This is a genomic window from Candidatus Dormiibacterota bacterium (assembly GCA_035532835.1).
GTDB lineage: Bacteria > Vulcanimicrobiota > Vulcanimicrobiia > Vulcanimicrobiales > Vulcanimicrobiaceae > DAHUXY01.
The window spans coordinates 12,243-33,947 of sequence record DATKQG010000008.1 but is presented as its reverse complement, the minus strand read 5'-3'; the positions used below and the strand labels follow the sequence as shown (position 1 = coordinate 33,947).

Here is a 21,705-nt window from a genome sequence, read left to right as displayed (position 1 = left end):
CGCGCATTCTGGGGGACGTAACATCGAGATGAAAGCGGTTATTCTTGCGGGAGGGCTCGGGACTCGCATCAGCGAGGAGACGCTGCTTCGCCCAAAACCCATGATCGATCTTGGCGGCAAGCCGGTTCTTTGGCACGTGATGAAGACGTATTCGCATTGGGGCATCAACGACTTTATCGTGTGCTGCGGCTACCGCGGCTACATGATCAAGGAGTATTTTCACAACTACGCCTTGCACATGTCCGACGTGACGATCGACCTGCGGGAAGATGCGTTGACCGTGCATCGCAGCGACGTCGAGCCATGGAAGATCACGCTAGTCGATACGGGAGAGGCAACTGCGACGGGCGGCCGCCTCAAACGGGTGCGCCGCTACCTTGAGCCTAACGAGCTCTTCTGCTTCACGTACGGCGACGGCCTGAGCGACGTCAACGTCGCCGACACGATCGCATTTCATCGCTCCCAAGGTGCGCTAGCCACCCTCACGGCAGTTCAACCGCCCGGACGGTTCGGGCAGATCGAACTCTCGGAGCATCGCATTACCTCGTTCCGTGAAAAGCCCCCGGGTGATGGGGTATGGATCAACGGCGGGTACTTCGTGCTGCATCCCGACGTCATAGATTACATCGAAGGAGACGAGACTATTTGGGAGCGAGAGCCGATGGAGCGCCTCGCGCTCGAGCACAATCTCGCCGCATATAAACACAGCGGCTTTTGGCAGCCGATGGACACCATGCGCGACAAGACGCTCCTCGAAAGCCTTTGGGCGGGTGGCAGCCCTCCGTGGAAAGTCTGGGATTAGCGAGCCCGGAGCACGCGCGCGGGGTTCCCAACGACGACGACTCCCGCTTCGACGTTCCTCGTCACCACGCTACCTGCGCCGACGATACTGCCAGCGCCGATGGTCACACGCGGAAGCACGACCGCTCCGCTTCCAACGAATGCGTTTCTGCCGACCGTAACGCAACCGGCTAAGGTCGCGCCCGGCCCGATGTGAACGCCCGCCTCAAGCTCGCACTCGTGATCGACGCTCGCGCGAGTGTTCACGATGCAAGCCTCGCCTATTCGCGCGCGAGCCGCCACCACGGACCCCGCAAGCATCTGGCTCCCCTTACCGACCACGGCGTTGGAGGCCACATACGCCGCCGGATGCACCGCCGTAGCAACGGCTATACCCTTGCGCTCGAAAGCCGCTTGAACGTCAATCCGATCCGGGCCGCGCGCACCGCCGATCGCCGCGAGCCCCATGACCGGGCCAGGATCGCGCCGCTCGAGCCACCGCTGGAAGCCCTCGCCACCGAGGTACAGCGGGACGCCGTGTAGCACCGAAGTCGCGAGCGGGTCGTTGTCGAAGAGCGCCTCGATGGGCACGCCCAGGCGCTCGTAGAGCTCGGCGAGGACGATCGCTTGGCCGGTGGACCCCCACAGCACGATCCGCATGCACGCCGATTGGCCTTCCGTACAACGTGTCCTCCGCTCAATGCGCCCATTCTGATAGCCGATGATTGAAGTTGAGCCATTCAACATCCGCAGATATCACGAAAAAGGAGCTCCATGCAGGCAATCCGGCAGGGCGTCGGTGAGACCCTCGAACACATCCCGGTGTTCGCTCCGCACATCGGCGTCGACACGCTCAAACATCTGACGGATGCCCTGGACGTCGGTTGGCTTGGGATGGGAGCCACGACGAAAGACTTCGAGGAACGCATCGCAGCATATCTCAAGTTAGACGGGCGACACGTCGTTGCCACCAATACCGGGACCTCGGCGCTCCATATCGCCCTCCTCGCCGCCGGCGTTGGACCTGGCGACGAAGTTATCGTCCCATCTTTCAACTACGTTGCCGACCACCAGGCGATCCGGTATACCGGCGCAGACGTCGTTATGTGCGACATACGCGACGATAATCTCGGCATCGACGTTGAGAAAGCCCGCCGGCTCGTAACCAGCCGAACGAAAGCGTTGATACCCTTGCATTTCGCCGGGATCCCGTGCGACCGCAAAGGCACGTACGCCCTCGCGCGCGAGTTCGGGCTTCGAGTGATCGAAGATGCATGCCACGCTCTGGGCAGCACGATCGACGGAGCGAAAATCGGCAGCGACGGCGATATCGCGTGTTTTAGTTTCGACCCGGTTAAAATCATCACGTCCATCGACGGTGGCTGCGTCGTCGTCAACAGCGAGGAGGAGCTAAGCAAACTGCAGCACCTTCGACTGCTCGGCGTAGACAAAGACACGACCGAACGATACAAGAACGCGCGGGCGTGGGAATACGACGTCGTCGATCAGGGCTATCGCTACCACCTCACCAACATTATGGCCAGCGTGGGCGTTTCACAAATCAAACGGATCGAAGAATTTATTGCCAGCCGTCGGGTCGTCTGCGAACGCTACAGCCAAGTGTTTTCGTCATTAGACGGCGCGCGCGTGCTGCGGCGCGACTACGCAGACGTGAGCCCGTTCATCTATAGCCTGCGAGTGCTCGGGAACCGACGCACACAGCTCATCGAGCACCTGAAGGAACGCGGCATCGCCGCCGGCATACACTTCATGCCCGTTCACGATCACTCGTACTTCTCGCATTGCCGTCGCGACGACATGAGCGTCACCAATCGCGTCGCGTCGGAGGTGGTTACGCTGCCGCTGCATTCGAATATGAAGCCCGCATTTGTGGACCGCGTCATCGACGGCGTCGTCAGCTTTTTCGGTTAAACGTGCGGCTTTCGCTTGAGGCATCGGACCTAAAATCGTACCTTCGCACGCAACTGCGATTTCATTTCCCCGTCGCGGACGGTGCTTTTGCAGGCTTCGACGAGGTTGTCGATGAGGCTTTACGTCGACTCGCCGTATGTTTTCGAGACGTCGTTCTCCCAGGATACAGAAAAAACGGCGAACCGTTTTTCAATCATCTCCACGCAGATCAGAACGCGAGTTTCTACTATTTCTGCGCCAATAGCGCCTACCGATCGGGGCTCCTAGAGCTTGCGTCGCTCTTCTTTCTGTTCAACAAGATGCAGAACGGCCTCGTTTGCATGTACGATACCGCGCTTCCGGACGTTTTTTTGCTCATCCACACGGTCGGGACGGTGCTCGGCAAGGCGTCGTACGGTTCCAATTTCGTGGCTTACCAAAACGTCACGGTCGGAACGGAGTCCGGGCGCCAACCGGCCATTGGAGACGGCGTGGTCATTTACGGCGGCTCGATGATCCTCGGCGGGACGAGCCTTGGTAGCGGATCGGTCGTTTCCGCAAACTCGACGGTGATCGACGACACCGTCCCGGCCGACCATATCGCCATCGGCCGATCCCCCGAATTGCTGATCAAAGCCCGGCGACGGAATTTCATGGAGCAGTATTGGGATTCGGTTGCGCCATAGGCTAGGGCAGCGTGGCTTCATCCAGCGTCGGCCACGCACTATCGGCGTTCGATAGCGCGGTCACTTCGCGCGGCCACGCTATGCCGAGCGCCGGGTCGTCGAACCGAACGCCTCGGGCCGACTGTGGAGCGTAAGCCCCGGCGATAAGGTAGAGCGCTTCCGTATCATCTTGGAGCGTCTGATAGCCGTGCGCCAATCCCTGTGGGATGTACAGGGCCAAGCGATTCTCATCGTCGAGCCGAACGCCAACCCAGCGCCCGAACGTTGGGCTATCGGCGCGCAGATCCACGGCGACGTCGTACAGAGCACCGCGCGTAGCGCGGACGAGCTTCGATTCGCCGTGCGGTCGAACTTGGTAGTGCAGACCGCGAATCGTACCCGCACGGGCGTTGTACGCTATGCTTTGCTGATCGAACCTATCCGCGAGACCCTGGGCACCAAACGCCTGCGCGTCGAACGTTCTAGCAAAAAAACCGCGCGCGTCGTGGTGCATTTCGGGTTCGACGATAAATACGCCGGCAAGCGCGGTCGGCGCAAACTTCAAAATATCTCTAGTTCCGGCATCGCGACGACGAATCGAGCTCCCCATTCGCGCGCGAACGCATTTTGAGCGACCACCTCGTCCCGCAGATTCCACGGAAGGATGAAGATGTAATCCGGCTTCGTCTGTTTGTAGCGGTCCGTTTCGAAAACCGGGATGCGCGATCCGGGCAGGAGCGTTCCCACCTTGGCCGGATTGCGATCCACCGTGTACTGTAAGAGATCCGTGCCGACTCCGCAATAGTTCAGTAGCGTATTACCCTTGGCGGGCGCGCCGTAACCGACGACGCTTTTCTTCTGCTCTGCCGCGTCCAGCAAGAACCGAAGGACCTGGCGCTTGCGCAATGCGATCTTGGCCGAGAAATCGCGGTACACGCCGATCGACGTAATGCCGAAATCGCGCTCTCGTCGCCTGAAATTTCCGAGGGACGCAGACTCCTCGAACGCTCCTTTGTGGCCGATCCAAACGCGCAGCGATCCACCGTGAGTCGAGAGTTCTTCGACGTCGTACGCGGCTAAGTTGTGCGCTTCGAGTACGCCCTCTAACGAATGCAGGGAGTAGTAGGAAAAATGCTCGTGATAGATGGTATCGAACTCCACGCCTTCGATCAGCCGCATGAGGTGGGGGAACTCGACCGTCAGGGATCCCCGCTCGGCCAGAAGCGCAGCGAGCCCACCGAAGAAATCGTGGACGTCCGGTACGTGCGCGATCACGTTGTTAGCTATCAGTAGGTCTGCCGCACCATAACGCCGACGCAGTTCGCCCCCACTCGCTTCGCCCAGAAAAACGTTTTCGGTCGCGATGCCGCGATCGAGGGCGACCGCGGCTACGTTCCTGGCCGGCTCGACGCCGAGGACGCGAACGCCGGCATACACAAAATATTGCAAGAGATAGCCGTCGTTGCTGGCAGCCTCTATCACCAGCGACTGCGCCGTCAAACCCAAGCGATCGATGGCCATCCCGGCGTAGTTCCGGCTGTGCGCCAGCCACGAGTCCGAATACGACGAGAAATAGGCATATTCGGAGAAGATGTGCTCGCGCGACTGGACCACTTCCAATTGTACGAGAAAGCATCGCTCGCACACGTATGCATGAAGCGGGTAGGTCGGTTCCATCGCGCGGGAGCGATCGCCGGGAATGTAGGAATTCGAGAGCGGGGACGAACCGAGGTCGGCGAACGTCACCGAGAGCGGGGCGCCGCACGAGCGGCAGCATAACTCGCCGTTCATGCGTCGAAGTACTCCCGAATCTGCCGGAGCGTCAGGTCCCGCACATCGGCCCCCTCATCCCATTCGCGATACCATTCGGCAGTTCGGCGGATTGCCTGCTCGTCGCTCATCCGATTGCGCCAGCCCAGCCGGTCTCGCGACTTGGCGGAGTCCAGCAACAAAAGATGCGCCTCGTGCGGCTCGTGGCGATCGACAACCTTCACCTTTGTATGAGAGCCCATTTCCGTTAAGAGCCGCGCGGCCATCTCTGCAACGGTTATCTGCTGCATCCCCGCGGGCCCGAAATTCCAAGCCTCCGCAAAAGCCCGAGGATCCTCGGCCGCGCGCCTAGCAAGTAGTAGGTATCCCGAGAGCGGTTCTAAGACATGCTGCCATGGCCGAACCGCGGTTGGATTTCTCAATTCAAGCTCGCTGCCGCGCAGGACCGCCCTTACGACATCGGGGACCAGGCGCTTTTTCGACCAATCGCCGCCGCCGATCACGTTACCGGCGCGAGCCGAGGCGATCGCAGGCCCCGACGAAAAAAACGAACGACGGTACGCGTGAACGACCAGTTCCGCGGCGCCCTTGCTGCTGCTGTAGGGGTCGTTTCCGCCCATGCGTTCGATTTCGCGATAGCCCCAAACCCATTCGCGGTTCTCGTAGCACTTATCGCTACTGACCACCACCGCCGCGCGCAACGGATCGATCGCCCTGACGGCTTCGAGCACATTGACGGTTCCCATGACGTTCGTTGCGTAGGTCCCCACCGGATCCGCATAACCGTCGGCCACCAATGCTTGTGCCGCGAGATGAAATAGGTATTCCGGCTCCGCGGTGCGGACGACCCTACGTAAAGCCTCAAGGTCTCGAACGTCCCCAACGTGAGAATCGATTTCTCGTTCCAGCCCAAGCAGCGTAAAAAGATTCGGCTCCGTTGCCGGCTCCAACGCAAAGCCGGTGACGCGCGCCCCCGCCTCCAATAGAACGGCGCTTAACCAAGCCCCCTTAAAGCCCGTGTGCCCAGTTATCAGTACACGTCGGCCCCGCCAAAACTGCGCGTCTATGGTCACGCCGATCATTCCCACGCAGGGGCGGATAAGCCCTTTCTAAGACCGAATCGACCGTCATGGACGAGGCGCACGTATCCGTCAGCATCATCGTTACGTCGTTCAACTATGCGACGTACCTTCCGCGCGCCCTCGAGAGCGCGATGCATCAATCGGTCCCGGGTATGGAAATCGTCGTCGTCGATAATGCATCGGAGGACGACTCGTGGCGGATCATCGAGCATGCTGCGGCTCGCGACGCCCGCATCCGCGCGTTTCGAAATGAGCGCAATCTCGGCATGATCGGAAATCACGTTCGCGCATTGGAACACGCTCGCGGCAAACGCGTGCTCTTTCTCTCGGCCGACGATTATCTGTTGCCCGGCCACGTCGCGCGCCTGGTTTCCGCCCACCGGGAGCACCCCGAGATCGACTACATTTTCACGTCCTACGTGAAAGTCGACGAGCGCGAACGCTTCGTGCAGTTTTTTGGCCACCCCGGCCACTTACGAAGCTCGTATTTTGGTGGCCGCAACGAATTTGCCGACTTGCTCACCTACGACTGCTACATGTGTTTTCCGACGACGCTGTTTCGACGCGAAGAATTGCTGGAGCATGGCGGATTTCGTACCGAGCTCACGGCCGGCGACCTCGACACGTACCTGAGGCTTGCGTCTCGCGGCTCCCGTTTTGCGTTCCTCGATACCGCCGGCGTGGCCGTTCGGCTCCACGCCTTAGAAATCACGGGGGAGGAACGCTACGTCGCCACGGGACGACAGCTGCTCGATCACATCTTTTTGCTCGAACAATATCTGAACGACGCTAACGAACCGCTCGTCACGGGACGAGAACGAGGAATCGCGCGATTACTGGAGGCCAAGATCAATAACCTCCGGGCCTACCCCAAGGTCGCAGCGGAGATCCTCCCCGATGCCCAGCCGCGCATCGAAGATGTCGTGGCGCGGCTCAATCGCGCGCGTACCCAGCCGCGCTCTCGCCCGAAGACACTCAAGGCCGCAATAAGTGTCGTACTCGTGTGCGGGAACCAGACGCAGCAAGCGCTGGACGCCATCGACATGGTCGCAGCCCAACGGTATGAGAATCTTGAGTTAGTTCTCGTCTCGGGCTCACCCGAGGATACCCTCCCGCTCTTACTCGATCGAGCGCGCTCGCTAAACGTAAAGGCACTTCATAGCGCGCGTCCGTTGAGCGAAGCGGCCCGGCATAACGACGGCCTCCGTTTGACAAGCGGCGAAATCGTCGCGTATCTCGCGCCTCACGTACGCTGGCCCGACGGCCATTTAGATCGGATCTCAAAGCTCATCGCCGAGCAACCGGTGGACGTGCTGATCGTTCCCGGGGATCTCATCGTCGAGCGCCGCAATACCAACGCGTCGGAATTGACGGAAATAGCCCATTTTAAGGGGTTCGCGGGTACGCCGGTAGCGCCGACCACCATTCATGTCGGAGAGGGTATCCCGTTACACGCCGTCGCCCATCGCCGCATTCTGCTCGATACGATCGGTGTATTCGAAGAGCGCCTGCCGGTGCTCGCCGATATCGACTTCGTGCAGCGGCTCCTAGCCACGGGACGAATCGCCGTGGACGATCGGCTCCCGATCCACATTCACCGTCGGTGGGATGAATCGCATCCGGCATTCGACGATCCGAACGCCTACATCGCGACGCTACAAGCCCTTTATCGCGCGCGCCCCGCAGATGCGCCCCTCGCGGCGCTCAGGGAGGCGCATATTGCTCGCGTGCATGCCGATCTCGTACGAGCGGCCAAGTTGCGAACCCCCGGTTCCGCCTTGGCTTTTGCTTTTACCGCACGCGGCCCGTTACCGGAAAAGAGCCGCGAACCGCGGAAACGCCAAAGAGTGCTCGTTATCGACGATCGGGTGCCGTACAACGCACTCGGCCGCGGTTACCCGCGCGCGCGAAAAATCGTAGAAGATCTGCGCGATGCGGGACATGACGTAACGTTCTACCCGATGCTTTCGTTGTACGACGAGCCACCACTTGCGGGCGGAATCGACGGCGTCGAAATACTCTATGGACGCGGTAGAGAGCTTTTGGCGGCCACCCTCTCCGAGATGTTGCCCGAGATCGACACTCTCTGGGTAAGCCGGCCGCATAATATGGCCGACGTGAAAGCCGCCCTCGGGCCGCTCCCACCCACGCGTTCCTGGGCGTGCATCTACGACGCGGAGGCCGTCTACGCCGTTCGCGAGGCTGCAGAGGCGGCCTTAAGCGCCGCTCCACTGGAACCCAACGAATACGCGAGAAAACTCGAGCACGAACTCTCGCTAACCGACGGTTGCGATGCCGTGGTGGCCGTTTCCGCGGGCGAACGCGAGCTTATCGCCCAGCGTTTTTCGGGGCCTATCGAAGTGCTGTCGTTTTCGATCGCGCCGGCTCCAACGCCGAAGCCGTTTTCGGAGCGCGGCGGTTTGCTGTTCGTGGGCGCGATTGAAGCCGGGAGTCCGAATGAGGACGCGCTGTTGTGGTTCACCGATAACGTCGCTGCCGAGGTGGAACTGGAGCTTGGAACGCGCACGCGTCACGCCGGTGTGGTCGTTTCACCGCAGCTTGCCGAGCGTCGATCCAGCATCGACTTCCTCGGGGTCGTGCCCGATCTGCGAGAGGTGTACGGAAACGCGCGAATATTTATCGCGCCGACCCGCTTTGCCGCCGGCCTGCCGCAGAAAGTCTATGAAGCGGCCGCCAATGGCCTGCCCGTCATCGGGACGACGCTGCTTGCGAGGCAATTGGGCTGGGAAAACGAGCGCGACATGCTCGTTGCCGATTCCGCCCCGGAATGGATCGCAGCCGTGCGTCGTCTAAACGGCGACGCTACGCTCTGGCAATCACTCCGCGAAGGGGCGCTCGAGCGCGTACGCCGGGAGGTCGATCCGACCGTCTTCAAGGAGCGCACGCTCGATCTCTTACGCCGAACGTCTCTCGCACGCCTCGCCTCCGGCGGGGCATCAATCGCTCAAACGAGAATGCTCGGCAATTGATGGCGCATTACTACCGGTTCTTTGGGCTTGAACGCGACCCGTTCTTAGACACCGCGGATCCCTATTTTTATTGCGAACTGGGCGCCTTGCGTAAGGCCAAGGAACGCCTCACGGAGTCGGTCGATGCTTCGCGCGGGCTCACCGTGGTCATCGGGGAGCCCGGAACCGGCAAGACCAGCTTGAGCGGGGCACTCGAGCAAGATCTGCTTGCCGACGATCGCGTCGTCCTCGGGAAGATCCTCGACCCGACCTTCGCCACCGAAACCGAATTCCTCATCGGCATCGGGCGCGTGTTCGGGCTAGCGCTTCCGCCGCGGTCCAGCGCGGCGCTCAAGAACGCCCTAAAGAACTTCTTCTTCGAAACGGCCATCCTGGAGAAGCGGACGCTGGTCCTGGCGATCGACGAAGCGCAAAATTTGAGCGACGAGAACCTCGAAGCTTTGCGGTTGCTCCTGAATTACCATGTGCCGCAACGCAAGCTATTGAACATCTTGCTGTTCGGGCAGAGCGAGCTTGAGGCGCGCATTCACGCCAAAGGGAACTTTGCCGATCGCGTGGATAGTTGGATTCGCCTGGCTCGGCTCGACGAAACGATGGCCGGCGCGGTCCTGGATTTTCGGCTCTCCAGAGCCGGGTTATCGCCCGGGCAGGCGGTCTTCAGCCCGGACGCCCGCGCGTTGCTTCTCGATGGAGCGCAAGGCCTTCCGCGCCGGCTTACGATGCTGGGCCATCTCTCGATGCAAGAAGCCGCCGACCGCGCCAGCACGCTGGTCGCGGAGGATCACGTCCGCACCGCTCTCATTTCGCGCGGCATCGAAATCCTACCGCAACCGATCCCTCCAGCGGCGTTTGAAATCACGGCACCGGCCGTGAATGCGCCCCGCTCGGGCTTCCTGAGCCGCCTCTTCCCGCGGCGCGCGGAGAAATGAACCGAGAGCCCGATTTCGACGCCAGCGCCGATATGCGGCTGATCGAACTCCAGCGTTCGGCCCTCGGGCTCGCGATACCGGACCGCGCGAGTTGGCAAAGCCGGCTCTCCTCCGAACCCGCACTCGGCCTGGATGAGCCCGATCAGCCGGCGCCTCAAGGCGCGGTAATCGTCGTCGAAATCTCCGCTTCACCCGCGCGCGGCGTGATTCCGGGAGCGGTCGTTTCGGTCGGCGTAAGCCTCGCGAATGAAGGCGCCCATGCCGCCCGTGCGATCGAAATCAGCGTCCCCATCCCGGGAGCGTCATCCTACCGGGGCGGGAGCTTCGAGCGCGACGGGCGTCCGAGCGACGATCGTTTTGCCGAATCGCTCTTCGGCCCGGGCCTGACGATCGAAAGCATTCCACGGGGGGGCCGAGTAACGCTGCTCTGGAAGCTCGGCGTGAAGCTCGGCTCGCAGCCGTTGATTCTGGCGCCGCAAGTACGGGCTCAAGGTGCGGCGGTCGTCGGCGCCAAGCCCATCTCCATCTCGCGCAAAGGCCAGAGCGTCAGCGCTTTCTCTGCCGACCTCGCGCGCGCCGACGCATCGTTCTACGATCCGAGGCCGCTCATTCCCGTCGACATTCCCGCGGACGAACTCCCCATCTACGAACTCGACGAAGAAGAGCAACTCGTCTACGAAGCCGCAAATGCAGCGCTCTCTTCGGCGGTAGAGCCGCCGGCCGAAATCGTTCCCGCGGTCGTGGCGCCGCAACCGAAACCCGAGCCGGAGCCTCAACCGGTCGCGGCGGCGGTACCCGAGCCGCCACGCGAAGCGATCGTGCTTTACGGCCGCTTCGATCGTACGACGCTCGCATTCTTCGCTCGTACCTTCAACGGTTCCAAGCCGCCGACCATGCTGCAACATTGCATCTTTGCCAGCGCGCTCGCCTGTTCGGTCGATGGTAACCGCGCCGACGCCAGCGGTATCAAACAACATTTGGACGCGCAATCGCAGGTGCTGCACCGCGTCGTCCTACACGAAAAGTTGGGGAAACGCGAGCCCATCGGCGACTATACCGGCGATCTGCTGGCCCGCCTCGAAGCCCTCGTGCCGCATCCCGTGCTCGATGTCGACAAACAAGACGATGCGGTCGTGCTCGCGACCGAGCTCTCCGCGCCGACGATGCAAGTGGTGCGCCGCATTGCCGACGAACGCGAACGCTGGGATTTCGTGCGAGCGCGGCAACTCACGCTTGCGCTCCAGGCGCAAGGCGCCGCGCACGTCACCGACCCGGGCGCGTCGGCCGCCCTCGAAAATGCGCTTCGCGCCTACGCGCAAACGTCCATGACCGCGCTGCAACGACTCTTCGTTAGGATTCGCCTCGATCGGACGACCGGGATCCTGTTTGCTCCGGAGCCGAGCCTGGATGCGGCCGCGCGCAGTCTGCTGGCCGCGTTCGAAACCCTCCTGCGGTAGAACCGCGCTCGCTTACGTCTGCCTGTCTAGCCCGGCCGAGCGTCGGGGGGCATCCTTAGCGCCAACCGAACGCGCGTAAACCTTCCAATTCGAGAGGGTTCGTAGGCGTTCGCCTACGCCGTCGTGAAAGGCGCGCAGCCGCTCGATCTGTCCGTCGCGAACTTGCATGATCCGCTGGATGCGGGCCCGCAGCTGCTCCTCGAACGCTTCATCTCTTTGCCCCTGCGTGGTTTGTAGCGCGTTACGTAGCGCATGCGTGGCGCGTCGCATCTGTGCTAAAAGCTCATCGCAGTTCTCCCAATCGGTCGCCGCTATGCCCTTTTCAAGCTCGCCGCAGAGGCGCTCGAGGTCGCCGACCTCGCGTACGATCGTTTCGATCTCCGCTGGCCTATCCGACGCTGGCAAAACTCGCCGACTCACCCGAGGCGGAAGCGCGCTGCATCGCTTTAAACTGCGCGACGGCCGTATTCCAGGTTTGGCGATAGTCCTTAAAATCGGGAATGAGCCGCTCGACGCGTACCGGGTCCTTCTGCATGTTCGCCATGACGAGTTCGTGGTGCCAGAATTCGTACACGCGGAACAGATTTTTTGAAAGCTCTCCGCCGATTTCCATATTGAGCGAGCCCATGAGTAAACAGCAAGCCCGCTGCGCGCGAAGCAACGCGTTGTGAATGCCCTCGATGTCGTTGCGATCGCCCACGAGACGCTCGTGCCCCTGTTGCGCAGCGATGATCAACACGTCGAAAATCTTGACGATAAGGTCTTCTTTTGACGCGGTCGCTATCGACGTCTCTAGATATTTCTGTTCGGCTGAAAGATTCTTCACGTTCGCCTTACTATGACGACGAGCTCGATGAGGATACGGTAAAGCCCAGAGCGGCCGCAAGCTGCTGCTGCTCGGATTGCAGCCCCGAGATCAAGGTTTCGCTTGCAACGAATTGGCTTCGCAGATTGTTGGCCTGCTGGTTGGCATTGCTGGTGATCTGTTTTATCTGCTGTTGAAGATCCTGAATGGTGTTCGTATTGTTGTTTTCGAAATTTTGCAGCAGCGACACCGTTGGAATATTCCCGGCCGGGCCGCTATTAAGCAGCGTTGGCGCCCCGGTAACACCGGTCAGGTACGTCCCGAGTTGCTGCGTGAGGCCGTTGGCCCCATTAAGGACATCGCTCACGGCGTTGGGATTGGCCTGGAGTGCGGCCAGCAGGGTGGTGGTATTCAGCGGCTGGAGCTGTCCATCCGTACCTTGATACGTCGTGTTTTGAATCGTACCGCCGCTGGTACTGCCGGGAGACGCGGTTCCACCGTTCGATAACTGACCGTTGTTGCCGGTCGTCACCGTGGAGAAACTATCGTCTAGCGTTAAGCCGATTTTTGCGAGCGAATTGTACCCTGCATCCGATGCACCGCCAAACATGCCGCCCACGATATTGGTGAGTTGATAGCGTAGCGACTGCACGTCGGAGTTACCGTACAACACGCCACCACCGAAACTTTGCGAACTGCCGGTAGAGAGAGTCCCCGGCTGCACTGCGGAGACGATCGGCGGCGCCGACGCGCTGTTGATTTCACCGATGGCCGCATTATATGCCGACACAAAGGTGTTCAGTGCGTTAACGAGATTGGTCGTATCCTTAGCAACCGTAATCGATACCGGCGAGCTAATGGCGCTGGTTAGATCGATTTCTATCCCGGGAATCGCCGTTGTTATGGCATTAGACCCGCTATATACCGTCGAAAGTACGCCACTGGCGTTCTGTATGGTTAAAACGGATTGCTTCCCGACCGCAGTTGTGGCGCCACTTCCCGTAGTCAGACCGACGGCAGAAAGAAAATTACTCGTATCGCTACTCGAGCCCAGGACGATGCTCTGCGTTCCGGTCGCATTGTTCACCAGCGCAATATGATTGGTAGCGGCGTCGTATGATGCGGTGACGCCGGCACTGCTCGCGTTGATCTTTGCGAGAACGGACGCGATATTGTCGCCGGTAGCGTCCACCGAAAGTTGCACGCCGTTGATCGTAAAGGTGCCGGAGCTAATCGGTGTGATAAGGTTGGCGTCATTGCCGGTATCGAGTGACGCGGTTTCACTCAAGCCTCCGACGCCCGAGGTTCCCGTAACGCTCGTCGTATTATTCTGCGCTTGATCGAGCTTTAAAACACTTAACAGGTTTCCGGTATCGGAAGCGCTACCGAGTGTAATCGGCTGAGTGCCGGTAACCGCGACCACGTCGGTGCCGGACTGGAATCCAATATTGAAACTGGCGTCGACACCGGCGGAGTGTACCGCGTTGTTGATGTTGGTGAATATTTGATCAATCGACTGAGAGTTGACGTTATACTGTATTTGAACTCCATCGACAGTGATTTGACCCTGGCCGGTCGAGGAGGTGCCGTTATTCGGTTGAACCGCCGCGTACGAGTCCACGAGAGGAACCGTGTCAGACGCCAGGCCGGCATACGTACCTGATGTAATAAGATCCGTTTCTTTGTGCCCGACCGACGTCGAATTCGTAATGACCGTCGAGGTGGCGACGCTTGCGCTCTCGATCACATAGGTACCAGGGGTCGCAACTTGGCCCGCAATGCCCTTGGCCGTCGCTAATGCCGTATTGCTCGACGTGGCATCGTACGAACTATACAGCGATGGATTGGAGAGGTTGGCTATCGCATTCTGCACCGACTCGAGCATGTTGTTGATCTTGATCAACTCGAGATTCGCGTTATTGAGTGTCGCGAGTTGCGCGTTTAGCGCATTCGTCGGCGCAAGCGTGAGCGAGGTCAGCTTGGTGATGATCGAGTTGTAATCGATACCCGAAACGATTCCCGGGAACGTAATCGGGGCGACGTTGGTCCCAGGGACCGAACTTGAAGACACGCTGTAAACCTCTTCTCGTTACGCGCTACGGTCGAGCGTAGCGCCTTGCTGCTGGTCGAAAAACTCGGCTAGACCGATCATGATCTCGGCCGGGAACTGCGCAATTTCTTTGCCGGTGCTCGGGTCGGTGAAGACCGTGACGATTTCGTTCGGATCCTTTACCACGCGGTACGAGACGTTCAGGCTCAGTGGAAGCGGGATCCCGCGCGCGCTAAAAATCTTCGCGATCGCCGGAGCGAGGCCGGCATTTGATTGCCCGGGCACGGCTGCGGTAGTGGTGGTCGCGGGGCCCGAGGGGCCGCTCGCAGGCGTCGCCGAGGAGGAACCCGTGGCTTGCGGGCTCGCCGGCGCTGCCGTTATGATATTTGCCCCTGGCGCGGGGGGCGGCGGAACATCCATGTGCCTCTCGTCTCCTTCACGTCCTATCTTCTATAATCGGCTCTTGAAGAGGCGTAATTTAGGCGTCCTGCGTTAAGGAGTCGCCCCCGAACTTGCTTGCTGGTACGCGCGAACGACGCCGACAAGAGCCAGTTGTTGGTCGAAGGTACGAGCCGCGTCGAGCGCGAGCGTCTCCCCGCGTACCGGCGCCGCTTCCCAGGCCCGCCGGAGGCCTTCGCCGATGGCATCGACTCCCGCCGGGTCCACAAGCTCGACCGATGCCCCAAATACCGAGGATGCCAGACCCGTCGAGGACGCAACTAGAGCGGCGCCGGCGGCCCCTGCCCGGGCCAAGCGGTGCAATCCATGCCCCGTCCACGATGCATCCAGAAAGACACGGGCTCGTCCGTAGAGGCCCGCCAGCCGGCCTGCATCGAGCCAGCGCTCGGGAAGAAAAATCACGCGATCGCCCGCCAGCATCTGCAGATAGGTGTAGTACTCGCTATTGCCGATCGGGCCGGTGACCACCGCGGCGAAGCCCGCCTTCGAGGCGGCCAGCGCCGCAAAGATTGCGCCGCTGCGGGGCTCGATGGAGGTATGGACGAGTACGAAGTCGTCGTGTCCGACAAGGGCATCGACGCCGGCGGGGAGCGCCGTATCGAAGAGCGCCGGGACGTTCACGGCAGGCCCGCGATATCCGAATCCCGCTCTGGCGCGCTGCTCCTCTTCCTCCGAGACCACGATGATGGATGATGCGAATTCGAACAGCGCGCGGACATCCGGATCGGGAGCCGGTGCCGCAAGGGGGACCGGAACTTCCCAAACCAGCCGCTTCATGGCGATCGCACCGAGATACTCTTCATAGAACGCGTCATCCGGAATCGCGCGAAGCGCTCCCAGGGTCGTGGATGTTCCCCATGCGGCCAGGCCGCCCGGATCGTCCAGGTAGGGCATCACCACGATCGGTATCCCGCGCTCTTTGAGCGATTGGAGATTGGCGAGAATGGCGGACGCATGGCGATGCCCGACAACGTGGACGATATCGACGGCGTCGGAGTGAAGCGGCCTGCTTGCGATGCTCACCGAAGGCGTGAACCCCTCGGCTTGCAGCCGGCGCGCCAACACCCGAACGGCGTCGGTGTCGGCATCGGGATTGCTCCACAGATCCTCGCGGACTACGATTGCGACGTTTCCAGCCGAGCCGCCCACGGCGATAGGTTCCGCAAGCGCCGAAGCGCGCTCTGCGGCCCGCGATCGAACCGCAACTGCGAAAGATCCATCCGCAACGGAATCCTCGGGGTCGAAGGACAGCATGACCGTTAACGGCAGCGGGCGCGCAACGATAACGGGATGCTCGTTCGCGAGTGCCGCGCCGCGAATCACAAGCTCGGCACCGTCCGGCAGCCGTTCGCGTAAGCCCACGGCGACGTCGACCGCGGCAGCCTGCGACGGTGCAAACGAGAGCGTCGAAAACCAACGCTGAACGAACGCATTCTGGTCCGCATTCCCCGAATCAAAATACACCGACGCCGCTCGTCCGATCAGGAACGCCGCTCCATTACCGCCGTCCGGATCGTACACGCCGGCGCTTCGTCCGCGCGTGAGCCGTCGCGCGTACATTGCCGCGGCGGCGGAACGAACCACGTCGGGAAACGGGGCCGCGCCCAGGAGCCCTAGCGATCGAGCTCGCTCGAAGTCGCTCCGCGTCGCATCGCTTTCCGAGAACATATGGATCGATTCGTCATTTTCAAAACGCGCGAGTACTCTGGCCCGCAACCACGGAAAAATCAACTCCTGGATATGATCCGCGACGTCGCTTTCAAGAAGATCGCGAACCCAACGCGGCCAGATCAACGGGTCGCTCTCGCGAGCAACCAGCATCGGAGCTTCCACTTTCAATAGCGGAACCGTCAAGAACCGGCCGCCTCGCTCGAACGTCAGGTCCAAGAGCCCCTCGTAGCGTACCGATAGCGTCGGTTCCAAACGTGCGGCGACGAGACGATCGGGCGAAAGCAGCTTTTTGGCAGCAGCGGCATCCAAGCGCAGATCGAATGTGGAGAACGCTCCGTGCGTTCTCACGTCCGTATCTCCCTCATCAGCCTACGGAGCCCGCTGGGGCTGGGGTCCGCGATGGAGATAGCCTCAACGATGTGGTCCTCCTCAAAGGCCCCGACCCATACATCGACGCCGTCCTCGTCGCTCACCTCGAGATGCGGCGCGCGGGCCGGATCGATACCGAGGCGATTCAATAAGGACTCGATCCGGCCACCGATGGTTTGCGCTACCAAGGGACCGGTGGCGCCGATCGCCAGCACGACGGGATCCTCCGCAGAGAATGCCCGTACGAACCGGCGCACAAACTGGGCAACCGGAGGCCATTGACCCTCGTCATTCACAACACAATAGAAGCGCATGGCAGCGTTAACGGCGCGCGGTCCGGCGGCATCGGTCCTTAGACAGATTGCGGGTAGCGCGACGTAGTCGCGCTCGCGCACGAACCCCCCCATGTTTGCAGAACGCGGATCGTATCCGTGCTCCGGGGTCGGCATCGCATAGCCCCATTTGCGCGCAAATTTCGTCCAGTTCTCCTGCATGCTTTTCGAATAATCCACTTCGTTCGCCACAAACGAGCGGCTCCCGAAGTGATGGATAAAGACGTCGTCACAGACGTAAATCTGGTACCCGGCCGCTCGAATACGAATGCAGAGGTCGTCATCCTCGAAATTGCCCATCCCGAACCGGTCGTCGAAGCCACCAACTTCGTCGATCACTCGACGGTCGATACAGAGGCACAAGCCGATGGCGCGTTCTGTGATGTAGCCGCTCCGATGCCAGCGCTTGTGCCGTTCGCGAGCGTATCGTTGAATGCCGTCGGTGTCTGCGTAGGACGCATCGCCGACGACTTGCGAGCCGGCCACGCGATTGCTGCGAGGGGCGGAGACTCCCAACCCCGGAATTCGCGCGAAGGCATCCAGCAAGCCGTCGAGCCAACCTTCGGTGACGATCACGTCATTGTTGAGCAGGACGATGTAGTCGCCGCGCGCGTGCGCCATACCGACGTTATTCCCGAGACCGTAGCCGAGATTACGCTCGTTGTAGACGACGCGAACGTGCGGATCCTCGATCGACTGTAGATAGGCCACGGCGTCCGGCCGCGAGCCGTTATCGACGACAACGACTTCGTATGGCTCGCTGGTGTATTTTTGGATCGAGTCGAGCGCCAACTTCGTAAACTCCAGCGCATTCCAGCTTAACGTGACGATCGAGATTAATCCGCGAGCCGGTTTCTTTCGATGCTCGAGACGCTGCTCTATGGCCCCGCGGTCGTCCCGCAGGATATCCGATACGGCAAACCCGTAGGCCGCCTCGAAAGAGCTATCGCGGACGGGGCCTCCGAGCGCGGCGATCGGCCGGGATACGCCGCGGGTGCCAAGCTCCAAATCGAGAGCACGCAGCGAGAGGTCGGCCAATGCGCCGTCAAGCGTCGGGAAGCGACCTAGCCGCACGTGCTGCGGTAAACGGTGCAACGCCAGCAGCGTACAACGCGCGTCGACCCCTATAGGTGCGACGTTCGTCCCGATGGGTAACTCCGGCGCATATGTGGCCGCGAGCGCATCGACGCTGCCTTCAACCTGGCTCGAAAGCTCGTCGAGCCACCCGGGGGCGAGCGCGGCACCTCCGTGCACGAACACGATGTAGCGGTGTCCACGCAATTCCATCGCATCGCGAGCAACGTCAACGACATCGTCACCGAAAGCCCACAGGATCCGATGAATGGGCACAGACGAAGCTCGCAACGTACCTTCGAAGGCGGCCCGACCGGCGATGGGCTCAGTTCCGTGAACGACCACCGTGGTAGCGGGAATCGGGAACACATTCCAGATCATCCCTCCACGCGGCTCGCGGGTAACACGCCGCACGAGCCCACGCGACAGGTTCGTCACGCCGGCATCGAACGCGACCTTTCCTCGCCAACGCTCGTCTAAAAGCTCCGTATTCCACGAAGCCTTGCGGAAGCGCTGGACGCCCGACTGCGATTCGTAATGATAGAGCACGGCATCCGGCTCGTACACGACACGAAGGCCGCGAGCGCGGACCTTCAGGCAGTAATCGACATCCTCGTACCCGTTCCAGTAACGTTCGTCCAAACCGCCAAGCTCGCCGTACAGCAGCCGGGGCGTGAGCAAACACGCACCGGTCACGATCTGGAAATCACGCCGAATCAGAACGTCCGGCTCGTCCCGCGGAACCATAAAATTGTGATGGAACGGCGAAATACTCTGGCGGCTCAGAAGGCTCTGCGCAACCACGACGCCGGCGTGTTGAATCGTGTCGTTCGGAAAAATGAGCCGTGCGCCGACCGCTCCGACATTGGGATCCTCTGCCGTAGCCAACATCGCGCGCAACCAGCCGGAAAACGCCTTCGTATCGTTGTTGAGCAGCACGAGATACTCACCGCGCGCGACGCGAGCCGCTTGGTTATTTGCACCGGCGAACCCGGCGTTCACTTCGTTACGGATCATCCTGATCCACGGGTATCCGGCAAGCAGTTCTTGGGTCTCGTCGCTCGAAGCATTGTCGACGACGATGATCTCGCCTTCGCCCGCTCCCTCTAACGTCGGGCGAAGCGTGTCGAGACATTGCCGGGTGAACGCGGCCTTGTTAAAGACCGGGATGATGATGGAGTACTTCACAAATCCGGAATTACGACCGGCTTGCTAACGCGCGCTCGGCGATCGCCGCGGCGTCCGCGTAGCGTTCGGCGCGCATGTAAAAGCCCGCGAGCTCGATGCCGACCCGCGCGGGATCGATTTCGAAAGCGGCGATCAACGATCCCTCGGCGGCCGCCGCGTCCGACATCTTCTCCAATAGCGAGGCGCGGGCCAGGATCGCATCGATTTGTTCCGGCGCCACGGCCAGCAGCCGGTCGAGCGCGGCTTTGGCTTCGCTCGATCGGTCGAGTTCGCGTAGAATGACGGCACGCAACAGTTCCGAACGTTGATAGGCCTCTTCGTGACTGGCATCAACGAACTCAAGGTGCTCGAGCGCCAAATCCTTGTTATCGAGATTCACCGCTGCGATCGCCGCGTTGTAGTGCAAGAGCGCGTCGCTCGGAGCCAACACGATCCCGGCCTGCGCCAGCGTCAATGCATCCGCGAAACGACTCTGCGCGATCGCTTGAAACGAACGGCGCAGAAAGTCGGAGGCGGTTTGCGGTTGCGTCTGCGCTTCTTGCGCGAGCAGCTCCCGGACGGCGCTATCGTCGCCTCGATGACGTAGCGCCGCCTCAAGGGGATTCAAGATATCGGCGCTTCCCGGAGCTCGTTTAGCGGCCGCGCTCAGATAACGCTCGGGCGCCTCCACGGCATTCTTTTGAGCGATTTGGTACCCGGCGACGAGAACCGCGCTCGCAGCGCCGTCGCTCAATCGCTCGTGAGAGGCGGAGATGATCTCCAGCGCGCGCATTCCTTGGCCCGTCTTCAGGAGCGCGTTCACGTAGTCGATGGTGGACATGTCGTCGCGATGCATCTCGTACGCTGCCCGGAGAACCTCGAGCGCTTCGTCGAAGCGCTCCAAGCGCAGGAGCGCGCGGGCAAGATTGATTTGGACGGGCTGAACGTTCGGGGCCGCTGCGTGCGCCTTCTTAAACCACTCGACCGCTTGGCCATCGTCGGACTGCATAACGAACGTCGAACCGATCTCGCACTGCGCCTTCCAAATATAGACTTGGTCGTCGATCACGAACTGTAAATGCGCGTAGGCACCGTCCGCGATCGCCTCGCGATACGCGCCTCGCGCCTCGTCCAGCCGCCCCTGTGCGACCAGGGCCTTGCCCAACTGGAAGTGCGCGTTGGCATAGTGCGGGGCAACCAGCAACGCCTCGCGCGCGACTTGCTCCCCGCGGATCGGGTTACCTAACTTGTCCGTATAGGTTTCGGCCAGAACGGCGTAACCGTTTGGAATGAATCCGCGTCGAGCCGTGCCGTTGCGCCGGAACATCTCCTCCAACGCATCGCGCGCCCGCTCAAAATCCCCCATGAGAAACGCCGTATTGCCCAAATTAAACCAATGAAACGGATCCTCAGGTTCCCGTTCGGCCGCAGCCTGAACGATGTCCAAATTTCGCTGCCCCTTATTGCGCTCGGCAACGACATCTTTGAGATACCCGTGGTGCACGATCGAAATGGGCGCGATCACCGCGTGCAACCCGGTGGGGCTATCGGCACAACTCGGAAACTCGTGAATGAGCCCGCGAAAGCGAATCTCGGCATCGTTTGGAAAGATGCGAATGAGGGCGTGCGACATATCGCCCGTTCCTAAATAGTCATCGGCCTTGTTGAAACAGCGGACCCAAACGGCATCGCGATACGCCGGCGCCGTGCGAAGTTCGGCGAGTGCAGCTTTCGACTCCGGAACCAGCTCCTCGTCCGCGTCGAGAAACAGGATCCAGCGTTTCGTAGCCGGCGCGATCGACTCGTTACGCGCCCACGAGAAGTCGTTCCGCCACTCCCGCTCGATCACGGTGGCCCCAAAACTCTTCGCGATTTCTATGGTCTTGTCCGTAGAACCGGTATCGACCACGATGATTTCGTCGACGGCATCGGCCACGCTGCGCAGGCACTGCGCGAGGAACCGCTCCTCGTTTTTGACGATCATGCACAGGCTGATGCCCGGGGGTTTCTGCTCGTGTCCCGGCGGCGGGGCCGGCAGGCCAAACGGAAGAGCGGCGCTCGACGAAAGCGGCGCTGAGGCTGGGCGTTTAGACGTAACCCGTATCGGCATCTGTTATGTAATCGGCACCAGCGCGCGACGGCGTTAGATAAAAGCGAGGGCCCGCCGAAGCGGGCCCTCGCTCTAGGGCCGACC

The 21,705-nt window shown here is 61.1% G+C and carries 17 protein-coding genes; 6 read left to right on the top strand and 11 right to left on the bottom strand.

Features of this window, described 5'->3' with window-relative positions; translation table 11 throughout:
* Positions 1-28 precede the first annotated feature (28 nt).
* Entirely contained in the window at positions 29-802 is a 774-nt protein-coding gene (gene rfbF / locus VMW12_00415; GenBank protein HUZ48180.1) for a glucose-1-phosphate cytidylyltransferase, read from the top strand.
* On the opposite strand, the gene VMW12_00410 is transcribed toward rfbF, so the two are convergent.
* Entirely contained in the window at positions 799-1,440 is a 642-nt protein-coding gene (locus VMW12_00410; GenBank protein HUZ48179.1) for an acetyltransferase, read from the bottom strand. The genes rfbF and VMW12_00410 overlap by 4 nt on opposite strands.
* A gap of 114 nt (positions 1,441-1,554) precedes the next feature.
* On the opposite strand from VMW12_00410, the gene VMW12_00405 reads away from it, so the two are divergent.
* Together VMW12_00405 and VMW12_00400 are read left to right on the top strand one after the other, a co-directional pair.
* On the top strand, positions 1,555-2,712 hold the full coding sequence (locus tag VMW12_00405) for a DegT/DnrJ/EryC1/StrS family aminotransferase (GenBank protein HUZ48178.1): 1,158 nt from the start codon (positions 1,555-1,557) through the stop codon (positions 2,710-2,712).
* A 2-nt stretch (positions 2,713-2,714) separates the two neighbouring features.
* Positions 2,715-3,377 (top strand): hypothetical protein, encoded by a 663-nt coding sequence (locus VMW12_00400; protein ID HUZ48177.1) that lies wholly within the window; start codon positions 2,715-2,717, stop codon positions 3,375-3,377.
* Between the two features lies 1 nt (position 3,378).
* Here VMW12_00400 and rfbC read toward each other — a convergent pair whose 3' ends face one another.
* The 3 genes from rfbC to rfbG are packed head-to-tail and all read right to left on the bottom strand — an operon-like array spanning position 3,379 to position 6,208.
* Positions 3,379-3,921 (bottom strand): dTDP-4-dehydrorhamnose 3,5-epimerase, encoded by a 543-nt coding sequence (gene rfbC, locus VMW12_00395; GenBank protein ID HUZ48176.1) that lies wholly within the window; start codon positions 3,919-3,921, stop codon positions 3,379-3,381.
* On the bottom strand, positions 3,918-5,147 hold the full coding sequence (locus tag VMW12_00390) for a class I SAM-dependent methyltransferase (protein HUZ48175.1): 1,230 nt from the start codon (positions 5,145-5,147) through the stop codon (positions 3,918-3,920). The genes rfbC and VMW12_00390 overlap by 4 nt, the downstream gene beginning before the upstream one ends.
* On the bottom strand, positions 5,144-6,208 hold the full coding sequence (gene rfbG, locus VMW12_00385) for a CDP-glucose 4,6-dehydratase (protein ID HUZ48174.1): 1,065 nt from the start codon (positions 6,206-6,208) through the stop codon (positions 5,144-5,146). Before rfbG ends, VMW12_00390 begins: the two co-directional genes overlap by 4 nt.
* Before the next feature lie 47 nt (positions 6,209-6,255).
* Here rfbG and VMW12_00380 point away from each other — a divergent pair, with 47 nt between their 5' ends.
* From VMW12_00380 to VMW12_00370, 3 genes are read left to right on the top strand one after another with little or no spacing between them, the layout of a single operon-like run.
* Positions 6,256-9,198: a glycosyltransferase gene (locus VMW12_00380; protein ID HUZ48173.1), complete on the top strand. Its 2,943-nt coding sequence runs from the start codon at positions 6,256-6,258 to the stop codon at positions 9,196-9,198.
* On the top strand, positions 9,198-10,127 hold the full coding sequence (locus VMW12_00375; GenBank protein HUZ48172.1) for an AAA family ATPase: 930 nt from the start codon (positions 9,198-9,200) through the stop codon (positions 10,125-10,127). Before VMW12_00380 ends, VMW12_00375 begins: the two co-directional genes overlap by 1 nt.
* A complete protein-coding gene (locus VMW12_00370; protein HUZ48171.1) occupies positions 10,124-11,584 on the top strand; it encodes a hypothetical protein in 1,461 nt (486 codons plus the stop codon). Before VMW12_00375 ends, VMW12_00370 begins: the two co-directional genes overlap by 4 nt.
* Positions 11,585-11,596: 12 nt before the next feature.
* Here VMW12_00370 and VMW12_00365 read toward each other — a convergent pair whose 3' ends face one another.
* The 7 genes from VMW12_00365 to VMW12_00335 form a co-directional block, all read right to left on the bottom strand.
* Positions 11,597-11,989 carry a hypothetical protein gene (locus VMW12_00365; protein HUZ48170.1) on the bottom strand — a complete coding sequence of 131 codons (393 nt, stop codon included), beginning with the start codon at positions 11,987-11,989 and terminating at the stop codon, positions 11,597-11,599.
* Entirely contained in the window at positions 11,973-12,410 is a 438-nt protein-coding gene (locus VMW12_00360) for a flagellar export chaperone FliS (protein HUZ48169.1), read from the bottom strand. The genes VMW12_00365 and VMW12_00360 overlap by 17 nt, the downstream gene beginning before the upstream one ends.
* A gap of 10 nt (positions 12,411-12,420) precedes the next feature.
* Complete coding sequence (fliD, locus tag VMW12_00355; protein HUZ48168.1) at positions 12,421-14,460, bottom strand: flagellar filament capping protein FliD; 2,040 nt, start codon at positions 14,458-14,460, stop codon at positions 12,421-12,423.
* 18 nt (positions 14,461-14,478) lie between these two features.
* On the bottom strand, positions 14,479-14,724 hold the full coding sequence (locus VMW12_00350; GenBank protein HUZ48167.1) for a hypothetical protein: 246 nt from the start codon (positions 14,722-14,724) through the stop codon (positions 14,479-14,481).
* Positions 14,725-14,931: 207 nt separating this feature from the next.
* Positions 14,932-16,917 (bottom strand): hypothetical protein, encoded by a 1,986-nt coding sequence (locus VMW12_00345; protein HUZ48166.1) that lies wholly within the window; start codon positions 16,915-16,917, stop codon positions 14,932-14,934.
* A complete protein-coding gene (locus VMW12_00340; protein HUZ48165.1) occupies positions 16,914-19,532 on the bottom strand; it encodes a glycosyltransferase family 2 protein in 2,619 nt (872 codons plus the stop codon). Before VMW12_00340 ends, VMW12_00345 begins: the two co-directional genes overlap by 4 nt.
* Before the next feature lie 10 nt (positions 19,533-19,542).
* Entirely contained in the window at positions 19,543-21,495 is a 1,953-nt protein-coding gene (locus VMW12_00335; GenBank protein HUZ48164.1) for a glycosyltransferase, read from the bottom strand.
* Positions 21,496-21,705: the final 210 nt, after the last annotated feature.